Annotated in this window: 11 protein-coding genes; 4 read left to right on the plus strand and 7 right to left on the minus strand. The window is 41.0% G+C overall.

What is annotated here, in order from left to right; genetic code table 11:
• Positions 1-21 precede the first annotated feature (21 nt).
• Both METTI_RS00335 and rnhB read left to right on the plus strand, forming a co-directional pair.
• On the plus strand, positions 22-2,223 hold the full coding sequence (locus METTI_RS00335) for a type II secretion system F family protein (protein ID WP_245596044.1): 2,202 nt from the start codon (positions 22-24) through the stop codon (positions 2,221-2,223).
• A gap of 138 nt (positions 2,224-2,361) precedes the next feature.
• The gene (rnhB, locus tag METTI_RS00340) at positions 2,362-3,033 is read left to right on the plus strand and encodes a ribonuclease HII (RefSeq protein ID WP_023843807.1); all 672 of its coding nucleotides are present in this window, start codon (positions 2,362-2,364) and stop codon (positions 3,031-3,033) included.
• Between the two features lie 299 nt (positions 3,034-3,332).
• Here the strand turns inward: rnhB and purQ are convergent, their stop codons facing one another.
• The 3 genes from purQ to METTI_RS00355 all read right to left on the minus strand — a co-directional run bounded on the left by purQ (position 3,333) and on the right by METTI_RS00355 (position 5,034).
• Complete coding sequence (gene purQ, locus METTI_RS00345; protein ID WP_023843808.1) at positions 3,333-4,028, minus strand: phosphoribosylformylglycinamidine synthase subunit PurQ; 696 nt, start codon at positions 4,026-4,028, stop codon at positions 3,333-3,335.
• Positions 4,025-4,276 carry a phosphoribosylformylglycinamidine synthase subunit PurS gene (gene purS, locus METTI_RS00350; RefSeq protein WP_023843809.1) on the minus strand — a complete coding sequence of 84 codons (252 nt, stop codon included), beginning with the start codon at positions 4,274-4,276 and terminating at the stop codon, positions 4,025-4,027. The genes purQ and purS overlap by 4 nt, the downstream gene beginning before the upstream one ends.
• A gap of 170 nt (positions 4,277-4,446) precedes the next feature.
• Positions 4,447-5,034, minus strand: a complete 588-nt coding sequence (locus tag METTI_RS00355) for a CDP-alcohol phosphatidyltransferase family protein (protein WP_023843810.1) — start codon at positions 5,032-5,034, stop codon at positions 4,447-4,449.
• A gap of 265 nt (positions 5,035-5,299) precedes the next feature.
• Here METTI_RS00355 and METTI_RS00360 point away from each other — a divergent pair, with 265 nt between their 5' ends.
• A complete protein-coding gene (locus tag METTI_RS00360) occupies positions 5,300-5,686 on the plus strand; it encodes a hypothetical protein (RefSeq protein WP_023843811.1) in 387 nt (128 codons plus the stop codon).
• 180 nt (positions 5,687-5,866) lie between these two features.
• Entirely contained in the window at positions 5,867-8,032 is a 2,166-nt protein-coding gene (locus METTI_RS00365; RefSeq protein WP_023843812.1) for a diphthine--ammonia ligase, read from the plus strand.
• 83 nt (positions 8,033-8,115) lie between these two features.
• On the opposite strand, the gene METTI_RS00370 is transcribed toward METTI_RS00365, so the two are convergent.
• The 4 genes from METTI_RS00370 to iorA form a co-directional block, all read right to left on the minus strand.
• The gene (locus tag METTI_RS00370; RefSeq protein WP_023843813.1) at positions 8,116-8,817 is read right to left on the minus strand and encodes a hypothetical protein; all 702 of its coding nucleotides are present in this window, start codon (positions 8,815-8,817) and stop codon (positions 8,116-8,118) included.
• 198 nt (positions 8,818-9,015) lie between these two features.
• Positions 9,016-10,350, minus strand: coding sequence for a phenylacetate--CoA ligase family protein (locus tag METTI_RS00375; RefSeq protein WP_023843814.1), 1,335 nt, complete (start codon positions 10,348-10,350; stop codon positions 9,016-9,018).
• Positions 10,351-10,366: 16 nt separating this feature from the next.
• Positions 10,367-10,987, minus strand: coding sequence for an indolepyruvate oxidoreductase subunit beta (locus tag METTI_RS00380; protein WP_023843815.1), 621 nt, complete (start codon positions 10,985-10,987; stop codon positions 10,367-10,369).
• Between the two features lie 2 nt (positions 10,988-10,989).
• Positions 10,990-12,894 carry an indolepyruvate ferredoxin oxidoreductase subunit alpha gene (iorA, locus tag METTI_RS00385; RefSeq protein ID WP_245596046.1) on the minus strand — a complete coding sequence of 635 codons (1,905 nt, stop codon included), beginning with the start codon at positions 12,892-12,894 and terminating at the stop codon, positions 10,990-10,992.
• Between the last annotated feature and the right edge of the window lie 57 nt (positions 12,895-12,951).

Consider the following 12,951-nt stretch of genomic DNA (forward strand, 5'->3'; position numbering starts at 1 on the left):
GTGAAAAGTGGTTGTGATATTGTGACTGAGATTAAAGAAAGTTCTGAGATGCAGGCAGAAGATATCCCTGAAGAGATTATTGGTGAAGTAGGGGAAGACATATCTGCTGAAAACCAGACAACTCAGGAACCGCTAAGTGATGGTAAAAAGGGAAAAAAGAAGAAATCCAAAAAATCAAAGAGCAGTTTTGATTTTGACCATTACGTGAAAAAGATCTTAATTTACGTAGAGATATTTAAAAAAATACCTTATGTACTTATTGGAGATAAGATTAAAGCCAGAAAGGAAAGCTATGAAAACCTGCAAACGCAGCTTAACCAGGCACGTATACCCATCTCTCATGAGATGTACATATCAAATGCTATCTTCTATTCCCTTGTTGCGGGAATTGTAGGTGCTCTTGTCGGGTTATTCCTCACATACACTGTTGTTGTACTTGTAGGATTACCTGAGCAACTGACAAACCTGACATTCAGTCCGAGATTTGCATGGTTGCTGTCCTTTAAAGAAATATTTGTCGGTTTTTTCATTACTGGCATTTTTATAGTAGGAATGGGGGGAGTAGTTTATGCCTTGTTCATGCTTTTACCTGGATTCCAGGCAAGTGAAAGAAAGGCCAAGATAGACATGCAGCTTCCTTATGCTGTTACATTCATGTACGCCCTCAGTAAAGGCGGAATGAATATTATTGATGTTTTCAGAGCGATTGCAAGGTCAGAGGATACATACGGAGAAGTATCCAAGGAGATAGATGCCATTGTAAGGGATATGGACTATTTCGGACATGACCTGAGAACTGCACTTTCAAATGCTTCGGATACAACACCTTCTGACAGGTTCCAGGATCTGATGTATAACCTTCTTACTGTTATTGACAGTGGAGGTAATATTCCAAACTATTTCCGTGACAAATCAGAACAATATCTTATAAAGGCGGAAGTTGACCAGAAAGGATTCCTTGAAACACTGGGACTTCTGGCAGAATCATACGTCACTGCCTTTGTAGCTGGCCCGCTGTTTATTATCATCATGGGTGTCATGATGGCTGTCATGGGTTCAGGAACCACCACCATGGTATATGCTATCATTTACGCTGTACTGCCTATTGGTTCTGTAATGTTTGTTGTGATGATCAGTATTATCACACCTACTGAACTTGGAGAACCAAAACTGCTGCCTACCACTGAAACTCTTGACCATGGAATACCTGATGTTCCGGCAAACCTTAAACAGGTTTATGATGAAGAGGGTGAACTTGTAGATGAAACTGATGAAAAAGTCCGCAACAGAGGCTATTTCACAGATTTTATCAAGTCTAAGAAATCTCTTGCTTTAAAGAGTATTGCATTAAACCCTCTAAAACCAATGTTAAAGGAGCCACTTACAACACTTGTTATTACAATTCCACTGGCTTTGTTCGTTGTTCTTATGCCAATGCTAATGAACATGAACAGGATAAGAAATCCTGCATTCTTTGTGGATTTTATCGATGACAAGATTGTACTGGCACTGTTTATAATCATTATTCCACTTTCCATATTCCATGAAATAAAATCCAGAAGAAAGAGAAAACTTGAGAACAGCTTCCCGGATTTTATGAAGAAACTTGCCAGTACTAATGAAACCGGTATGACTCTAAGGGATTCAATCAGACTTATGGCAAAGTCAGATACCGATACACTGAGCAAGGAAATAAGGAAAATATGGCATGACATCTTCTGGGGACTTGAAATAAATGACGCACTGATACGATTTGCAAATCGTCTGAGAACCCAGGTTGTAACCAGGTCACTCTCACTTATCACAAAGGCAAATGAGTCAAGCGGAGATATCGGCGAGGTTCTGCTGGTAGCTGCGAGGGATGCAGCGTCAGAGCAGGGCATGAAAAGAGAACGTGCAATGAGTATGATGATCTACATTGTCATCATCTACATATCGTTCTTCGTCTTTGTCGGCGTTATATTTGTCATTTCAACAACATTCCTTACCGAGATGGCAGAAGCAGGACAGCAAATGGCAGAATCGGGATCATCAAGCGGAGGATTCCTCGGAAGCTTTGACCTTGAAGCATATACACGCCTTTTCAAGCATGCATCCATTATCCAGGGAATGAGTTCAGGACTCATGGCAGGTGCCATGGGAGAAGGAAATGTTATGTCCGGCCTGAAACACTCTGTTATCATGGTGGCAATAGGATATGCGATATTCACACTCTTTGTCTGAACAGGCAATTTTACAAAATAAATGCCAGGTAAAATATCAGGAACTTAAAACAGAAACTAACAGCAGAAACTAAACTGCCCTGGCAAATACTTTTTTAAAATCAGAATCCTTTGTACTGTTAGCAGAGAGGATTTGTTCATGAAAATAGCCGGATTAGACGAAGCTGGAAAAGGGCCGGTAATAGGACCAATGTGTATCGGCGGTGTTATGCTTGACGATGCAAAGGAAAGTACACTAAGGAATCTTGGAGTTGCCGATTCAAAGAAAATCAGTCCTAAGAAAAGAGTACAACTTGCAGGCCAGATAGAAAAATATTCTGAGAAGGTTTTTGTTCTGGAAGTATCCGCTGAGCAAATAGATGAGCTCAGGACTCTTATGAGCATGAACGATATTATGGTGGTTGCATTCTCAAAAGTGCTTGAACAGCTTCATCCAGAAACAGCCTATGCCGATGCTGCCGATGTTAACGAAGAAAGGTTTGGCTTCAGACTTCTGGAAGAATACCGTAAGAACAATCCTGAAAAAGCTGATAATCTTACAATAATTTCTAAGCACAAAGCTGATGCAAGTTATCCGATAGTTTCTGCTGCATCTATCGTTGCCAAGGTACGCAGAGACCAGCTTATAGAAGATTTAAAAGCTGAACATGACGTAGATTTTGGAAGCGGTTATCCATCAGACCCTAAAACTAAGAAGTTCCTAGCCGAATGGTATGGAGAGAATGGAGAATTGCCTGATTTTGTGAGACATTCCTGGAAGACGGTGGAGAATGTTATTAAGAATGCTGAAGCTGAAAATCAGCAGGAATAATCAAGAGTGGTTCACAAAAACAACCTTTAATCTAAAAACAAAATAACCATACGCCGAAGGCGGCACATTACGATGCTTCTATACAGAAGATTGTGCCAAAGATTTATGATTTTATACAAATGCCTTACAGACTTTTTGGTAAATAGGAAGTTCAGAGTAGCAAACAAAGTACTTTGTTTCATCTTATGGTAAAGTGCCGGCTTCGCCTGAGTCTTCGTGTTCGCTTTAGTTATTCGTGACCCGGAATAAAGAGTTAAAAATGAAAAATAAATCAAAGTTAATTGAAAAAAAGAGTAGAATCAATTTTTGGAAATAAATTCCATCATTGATTCGAATATCTTTATACCGTCTTTTGAGCCGAGTATTTCCTCTGAAGCTCTCTCAGGGTGTGGCATCATACCGAGTACATTCTTCTTTGCACTTACAATACCTGCAATGTTTTCCTGTGAGCCGTTAGGATTTGCCTCGTCTGTTACTTTGCCTTCCTTGTCCACGTATCTGAATACAACCTGATCGTTGTTTTCAAGTTTTGAAAGGGTTTCTTCATCTGCGTAGAAATTACCTTCCATGTGAGCGATAGGAATGCTGACTACCTCACCTTTCTTGAATTTTGAAGTGAAAGGAGTGTCAGTTGTCTCAACTCTCAGAAGTGTAGATTCACATTTGAATTTTGGATAGTTGTTAGTTGTAAGAGCTCCGTCAAGAAGACCTGATTCGGTCAGTATCTGGAAACCGTTGCATATACCTATTACAGGTTTGCCTGCTTCTGCAAGTTTCTTGATTGAAGCCATGATAGGAGTACGTGCTGCAATGGCACCGGCTCTGAGGTAATCTCCGTATGAGAATCCTCCGGGAACAACTATACCGTCAAAACGAGAAAGGTCTTCTTCCTTGTACCATACGAGTTCAGCGTCTGCTCCGATTACATCTTTAAGGACATGCAACACGTCAAGGTCACAATTGCTGCCACCAAACTGTACAATACCTATACTCATTGCAGTTCCCTCAGGGAGATTTCATAATTATGGATTATCGGGTTTGCGATGAGCTTCTGGCACATCTGCTCGACTGTCTCTCTGGCATCATGGATGTTCTCTGCCTGAAGATCAATTGTGTATTTCTTAGCTGTTTTCACACTCTCGGTTTCATATCCAAGGTGTTCAAGTGCCCTTTTGATGGTTGTGCCTTCAGGGTCAAGCATACCGCTTTTAAGTTCAATGGTTACATCTGCCTGATATTGCATTTGGAATCCTCATTTGATGATGTATATTGATAATAATATAACAGTTAACTAGGCAATTAATAATAACGCCTTATATTATAAGCTTTGCATTGGAAGACATCATTCCCAGTTCCTGAATACAAAAATAAAAACAACAATAATAAACAATAATAAAATCATCACAAAAAAAATCATGAAAGCTCTTTTTTTGCATAGAGCAAACGCTGCACCATTGTTATGTGTGTAAGAATAACTATCAGGACAATGGATTCGACAAGATATCCACTAAGTGAACCTAATACAAGGATAATCATGCGTTCAGGTCTTTCGGCTATACCGATATTCATTGAACTTACACCTGCGCTTTCTGCTCTGGAACGCACGTAACTCACCATGTATGATCCAATGACGGCAAAAATAACCCAGAACCACATTGGCACTGAGAACAAGCTGGGTTGGACGATAGTGCCGGTAACGGAACCATAAATGATTCCTGCAAATACAATTGCATCTGCATACCTGTCACAAACGGAATCCAGAACCGCTCCGAATACTGACATACGATTCTTTGCCCTGGCAACGGCACCGTCTATCATGTCAAAGAAACCGCTGAAGAGTATTAGTAAAGCTCCTGCTATCATGTTGCCTGTGGCAAAAACAACAGCCGCCCAGATGCTTATAAGAAGACCAATGATGGTGAGAGAGTTTGGAGATAGCGGTATCCATTTCACTAGCGGTAATATCGATGACCTGATAGTATCTTTGAGTTCACTGAACATTATATGCCTCTGTCCTGCAACTGTTGTAACTATTTACAATCTCATTCTATTTTATCTGTTGCATTTTATGTAACTAATGCCAACATTCCAAATATGGCATATCATAATAATGATGCTCATTAGACAGAATAGTAGAGAAAACGTTAAATATCAAATTGAGAAAGCATCAATTGCAGTTAGTAATTTCGCAGGATAGGAAATATCAATTTGTGAAAATACCTGGGGTTTTGTACCCGTTCTGCTAAAAACAAAACGAGGAAAATAAATGAAGACCGAACGCAAGATTCTGGTATGCGAGAACGGAAAGCTGGTACTTAGGAATATATCACTTGCCTACACGGACTCTAATGGAGAAACAGCATATCTGTTCGAGCCTGAAAAGAAGGCAGAAAACCAGACAGAGAGCTATTACGACCGTATAGAAAACAATTTCCTGCTCATAGGTCTTCTCAGGAAAGTTGACATGTCAAAGCTCAGCAACGAAGAGGTTCAGGATCTAATGCTCAGAAAGCATGAAAAAGAAGAAACCTTCCTCAGGGCCGGAAGAGCCAACGGATACAACCTTGGACTTGACATGAACCCTGATGATATTCTGAGATTCTATATCTCACTTTCACCCGAAGAACGTGTTGCTCTGGAATGTAAGCCCTGAACACATCTTCCTTTATCCTTCCATTTTTAATTTCAAATCAATTCGATTCATTTTGTCAAATGGTCCTCTCTTTTCATTTTTTATGATTTTTATCTTTATTTATAATTCAAACCACTGTACTCAAAGCATTTATCAGACTTCAACGCTTCTTTGAACTAAAAACAGGTCACCGATCAGAATATGTGCTCAATTACAGGCTTTTTTAATAATGATAATTCACTGGAACATGCTCTGAGTTCCCTTGAAATTACAAAGAACAGAGGACTTGACGGAATTGGAATCTGCACCAATGAAAACGTTTTCCGTGCAGAGGATGTCGATTCACTTAGTATAGATAGTGAAATCCCTGAGAGAAACGTAATGGGACACAGACTGCACTCCATGGTTAACTTTGTTCTGCAGCCTCTTGTTTATAAGGGAAAAATAGCTGCCAACTGTGAGATATACAACTGGAAAGAGCTCGCAGAGAAATATGATATCAAAGCCAAAAATGACACTGACCTGCTGATCCAGCTTATCGAGAAGAAAGCCGAAAACCGTGAAACCGAAATGATGCAGCTCATAGACGATGTGCTCCGTGAGGTAATTGGTGTCTATGCAATCGCCTACTGGCTGGATGATACAGTTTACATTGCAAGGGACATTGTTGGCCTTAAGCCACTCTGGTACAGTAATTCTGATGGCTTTGCATTTTGCTCTGAGAAAAAAGCACTTGCAAGAAATGGATTTGCCGATATCAAGGAACTAAATCCAAGAGAGATACTGGCTTACAACATCAAAACCGGAAGCCTTGAAAAATTCAACAGGGAATTCTTCTCTATTATACCTGAGCACGAAGGCAGCATGGCAGAACTTGAAAAAGTAATGCTTGAGAAACTGGAAGATTCAATATCCATACGGATGCCCGAAGAGAAATTCGGAATCCTGTTCTCAGGAGGACTTGACTCCACAATAATCGCCTGTCTGTGCAAACTTATGGGTAAAAATCCGGGAATTGATTTTACATGCTACACTGCAGGTCTTGCAGGAGTACAGCTTCCACCGGATGTAGAATACGCAAAGAAGATGGCTTATGAACTGGGACTTGACCTGAAAATCAAAATTATTGATCTTGATGAAGTTGAGGAATATCTCAAAGATGTTGTCCCTCTTGTTGAAGATAGTAACGTCCCAAAAGTTGGCGTTGCTCTCACAATGTATGCAGCATGTGTAGCTGCAAGGGAAGATGGCATCCGTGTAATGTTCTCTGGTTCAGGAGCCGATGAGATATTCGCAGGTTATGACCGCCATAAGCGTTCTACGGACATAAGCAGGGACTGCTATGCTGATGTGCTGAAAATCTACGAAAAAAACACCTATCGGGATGATGTCGTTTCAATGAACAACAATATCGAGCTGCGTGTTCCTTATCTTGACAAAAGGTTTGTGGCCTATTGCCTGAAAATCCCACCTGAATATAAAATAAATGAAGAACAGAATAAACTCATACTGCGCATGCTTGCTGAGGAGATTGGTATTCCTGCCGAGGTCAGCCAGCGCAGGAAACAGGCAGCTCAGTATGGAAGTCGCTTTGACAAGGCCATCGGGAAACTTGCAAAGAAAGCAGGATGCAAAACAAAGACTGAATACCTGAAGCAGTTCTACGGACAGCCAAACCTCAAACTTGGTGTGCTTTTCAGCTCAGGTAAGGACAGCAACTATGCTATGCATGTGATGCAACAGCAAAACTACTCAATTGAGTGCCTTATTACAATCAAGAGCCAGAACCTTGATTCATACATGTTCCACACTCCTAATATTGACCTTGTACGCCTTCAGGCAGAAGCAATGGAACTCCCACTCATCGAAGAACTCACAAAGGGAGAAAAAGAGAAAGAACTCGATGACATGAAAAATGCCATTATCCGTGCAAAGGATGAGTACGGTATTGAAGGAGTTATCACAGGAGCTCTTTATTCAAATTACCAGCGTGAGAGGATCGAGAAGGTTTGCGATGAACTAGGACTCAAAGCTTTTTCACCACTGTGGCACATTGATCAGGAAAAAGAGATGTACCAACTCCTTGACCTTGGATTCGAATTCATATTCAGCAGCGTAGCTGCGTATGGCCTTAACAAAAGCTGGGTCGGGCGTATAATCAGTGAAAAAGACATCGAGAAACTTGTCAGGCTCAACGAGAAGATAGGACTCAATGTTGCCGGTGAAGGCGGCGAGTTTGAGAGCTTTGTAACTGACGGACCGATGTATCACAAAAAAATAGAGATTCGTGAAATGGAAGTCATCGAGAGGGATGAGTACACTGCAAAGGTGGTTATCACCAATGCAGTGCTTGTGGATAAAGAGTGATGTAGCTAATACCACTATTTTATCTTTTGTTTTTTAGCCTCATATAGATTTACCAGGCTATCAGTCTAATTTGCAATTCATTGTTATGAATTTAATAAAATAACAAAGCATAAGCACAATATTAAAAGAAATAAGGTGAATCCAGGCGTAGTTTTTGAAGAAATATCATCAATTCCTGTTTCATTTGTTATATTCTCATCTCCACCTAACAAATTAGTATTGTTAGTTTGATTGATCTCTTCCCCTACTATCATTCCAGAATCAACAGGGTCTAATTCAATACTATCATCTACCGCATCATCATTTTTTGTTATACTCCACCTAAAAACAACAGGAACATTAGATACACTTTGATTTATCCAATTAGTATTAACCATCATATACAAATCATTGATAACATCATCATCAACTCTTTCTTTTTGATCACTATCTATATCTATGACAATATATCCATAGATATGATATCCATAACCAAGAAGTAGACCACCATTTTCTTTCATTTGAAGATGGAGTTCATTTGATGACTGATTTATACATCTATCAAGTTGCTGTAACCATTCTTCTTTTTTCTCATCTTGTTTAATCTCAGGAATTTCTCCCATTACAGCAATAACAGAGGAATCATTCTCCAGATCATTCAAAATATATTGACCATAATCAGGAATTTGAAGTTGTTCAGGAGGATTATCTGAAGTAGAATTCATAGTATATCCACTGCTAAAACCAGATAACTGTACTAATAAAAATAGAACCATGGCCAAAAAAATGGTTTTTCTTTTTTTCATGCTACATGCCTTATATATTCTAATTTGAAATTATTTTTTTGATTAGTTAATGAGTAATACATCAGATATAAACACATATTATAGCATAATTATTTTTGTATGTGTGCAGAACTGTGTTCATGAAACTCAGTGGAAAAACTAACAGAAGAAAAATTAAAGATTAAGGTAAGAACTGTGTTAATAAAGAGTGATGTGATTTCACATCTCCCTATTATCAATAACTCTCTTACTCTTCTTTTCACTACGTGGCAATGCTCCTATCGGAACACATTCCACATCAACGCTTACACCGATGAAATCATGGAAAGCCTTGTTCATCTGTTTTGATCTTTGTTTATTGACCTCAGGATCATCAGCATTCTCTATCTCAACCCTGAAGAGCATACTGTCCCTTCCACCTTCTCTTTCAAGGATAATCTGGTATTCACTGCTCACACCTTCCACCCTCATGATTACATCCTCTATCTGTCCGGGGTAGACATTCACAGCCTTGATCTTGATGCGGTCATCAGTACGACCAAGAAGGCGGTCAATACGCGGGAAAGGACATCCGCATTTGCAAGGTTCCGGATAGATACGAGTCAGATCTCTTGTCCTGTAACGTATGAGCGGTGCACCTTCCTTTGTAAGCGTGGTGATAACCAGCTCACCAAGAGTTCCATCCGGCAGAGTTTCCCCGGTTACAGGGTCTATGATCTCAAAGAGCAGATGGTCAGACCAATAATGAAGACCATCATGTAGTGAGCAATCAAGAGCAATTCCGGGACCGTATATCTCGGTGAGGCCGAAGATATCATATGTATCAATTCCCAGTTCATTCTCAATACGGGCCCTCATCTTAGGACTCCAGCGTTCTGAACCTATAATACCTGTGGTCAGGTGAATCTTATCTTTCAGCCCTCTTTTTGTAATCTCTTCAGCAAGCAGGAGAGCATAGGATGAAGTGCTTGCAAGAGCTGTGGATTTGAGGTCCTGCATCATCTGGAGTTGCTTTTCAGTGTTTCCCGGACCCATAGGTACAGCCATTGCACCCAGAAGTTCCGCACCTGCCTGAAATCCGATTCCTGCAGTCCATAATCCATAACCAGGAGTTATCTGTATCCTGTCCATATTTGTGAGCCCTGCCATCTTATAGCAGCGCATCATCATGTCAGCCCAGACTTCTACATCCCCTTTTGTGTAAGGAATAATTACCGGGCTTCCGGTTGTCCCTGAAGATGAATGTATCCTCACGACTTCCTCATCTGGAACAGCTTGTAATCCCAATGGATAGGCATCCCTGAGTTCTTCTTTTGTGGTGAAAGGAAGCTTGCTGATATCTTCAAGCGAGTTAATCTCGCTAATATCAACACCGGCTTCTGCAAACTTTTTCTTGTAAAATGGACTGCCTTCGATTACTCTTTTCAGAAGGTCCATGAGACTGGCAGTTCTTGTTTCCACGGATGTATCATAGTCACAGAGATTGCGGTAATCAGCATCATCGTTCTCTTTATCTGCAAGCTTCTTGCTGTTGTTATCGTGACAGTTACACATTCAACTCACCCTGTGATCATTTGTCCTTATTTGCTTCTTTGGAGGATTTCTCTGATTTTCCTGAAACACTTTCAATAGCCTTATCAAAAACCCTGCGGTTAACTTCCCTGTACTTCTCAGGGATCATCTTCTCAAGCACACCCCACAGATATTCTTCGGAGAATGGTAAAAGACCAGCACCTGCAGATGCTGCTATCATGGCAACATTAGCAGCCTTGTATGTTCCAGCATCCTTTGCAAGTCCAGTGAAATCAGCAGTAATTGTTTGTGGACAACTCTTTTTCAGGAACTCCAGTATTTTCTCCGGGTCATATTCATCGCAACCCTGTGTTGAAGGCATTATAGCATGCTCATTGACAACCATATTACCATCTTTGCCGAGGAAAATACTGTTCCTTGCAGCCTCTGCAGGTTCAAGACCAATAAGCAGGTCTGCTTTTCCCTGTGGTATCAGTGAACCAGAAACATCCTCGCCAATTCTTACATGGCTGGTAACAGACCCTTCTCTCTGTGCCATTCCTATGGTCTCAGCAGTAGCAACATGGAAACCTGCATCCATGGCAGCGGTAGCAAGCAAACGGGAAGCCAATACAACACCCTGGCCACCAACACCTGCAATAAGAATATCGAATTTCATTTTCAGGCCTCCTTCAATACAATTGCACCAGACGGACAAATCTGTGCACACAGACCACAGCCACTGCATGTGTCCTGTATTACCGGTATGCCTGAGGATATTGAGAATATTGCAGGACAACCAAGCTGGTTTATGCACAACTTACAGTTGGTACATTTTTCCTCATCAACAACATACTGTCCTGTTGCTTTGCAAATTGCAACGCATTTACCTTTGAACACCACAGCAGACGGACCTTCGAATTCCATCGCCTCGGCGGCTATATCCATACACTTATCGAGGTCATCAGTTTCAATTGTTTTGACCATCCCTACCCCGCAGCTTTTGAGAACTTCTGCAATATCAATCATCTGTGCAGGTGAGCCCATGGCCGTTAAACCTATACCGGGATGGGGCTGGTGTCCTGTCATGGCAGTTGTTCGATTGTCAAGAACTGCAATTGTAATATCAGCATTGTTATAGACAGCACTTACAACAGCAGCGATACCGGAGTGGAAGAATGTGGAATCACCTATGAATGCAACCTGTTTTGCTTTCTCACCCTGCATGAATTCAGGAGTATGGGAAAGACCTGCTGCCACACTTATACCTGCACCCATACAGAGGCAGGTGTCCACCATATTAAGAGGAAGTGCATTTCCAAGTGTGTAACATCCGATGTCACCGGAAAATACTGAATCAATACCCACCTGTTTTTTCAGTTTAGCAGCGGTTTTCTTAAAAGCGTAAAATACTGTGCGGTGCATGCAACCTGCACATAATGTAGGAGCACGGATAGGAAGAGCTGGAATATCCTCTGGTTTTACAGCTGCTACAGAATGAGAAAGCCTGATGCTCGCAGCAGCACTTTCAGCATCTTCAGAACCTATATTTTCAAGTGCACGATTAATGCTGTCTGTAACAACATCAACATCATACTCGCCGCTTACAGGGAAAGAGCCGTTCTTCTTTCCGTGGATATTGATATTAAGATGATATTTTCCTGCTATCTGCAGAAACTGTTCTTCCATATAAGGGTCAAGTTCCTCAACAACTATCAGGTCGTTTAAACCTTTCATGAATTTCAGGGCTGCTTTTTCAGGAAAAGGATAAGCTGTACCTGATTTAAAAAAGGAGAAAACATCAGAATGCTCTTTTATTGCTTCCTTTGCATAAAGAGCGGAAACACCAGAAGCTGCAATTCCTATCCTGCTGCTTCCTTTTGTGATCGAGTTGAATGTATTATCGTTAAAGTACTCTGAAAAGTGGTCAGACATTTTTACCTGAAGTTCTTCCAGAAGAGGATGGCGCTGGGCTGTCAGTTTGGGGAATATGGTCCATCGTGTATCCTTTACAAAACCTTCAATGTCCCTTGTTACCGGATCAATATCCTCAATGAGAACATCCTCACAGCCGTGGGAAACCCTTGTTGTAGTTCTTAAAATTACCGGAGTTTCAAGCTCATGTGAAAGCTTAAAGGCCAGTTTTGTCATGTCATAGGCTTCCTGTGGGGTTGATGGATCAAGAACAGGAATGTTGGAAAAGTGACCGAATGCTCTTGTGTCCTGCTCTGTCTGGGATGAATGTGGTCCCGGGTCATCGGAAACAAGAATTACAAGTGAACCTTTGATGCCTATGTAGGAAAGACTCATGAGAGGGTCGGAAGCTACATTCAGACCGACCTGTTTCATTGTTACAATAGTGTTGGCACCGGAATATGCAGCACCGACTGCAGTTTCAAGCGCTACTTTCTCATTGGTTGCCCACTCGGCATAAATGCCGTACTTTTTTGCATGTGAAATAATTGTTTCCATGACCTCACTGGATGGTGTGCCAGGATAACCGCTTGCAATCTGGAGGCCAGCTTTCATGGCTCCAAAAGCAATGGCTTCGTTGCCCATTAGTATACGTTTACCGGTCAATGTCATTCCTCTCGAATGAAGATAATTAGAAGATTAGAAAATGAATTTACGGATATTCATATA

Origin of the sequence: Methanolobus tindarius DSM 2278, assembly GCF_000504205.1 — an archaeon.
GTDB classification, from domain to species: domain Archaea; phylum Halobacteriota; class Methanosarcinia; order Methanosarcinales; family Methanosarcinaceae; genus Methanolobus; species Methanolobus tindarius.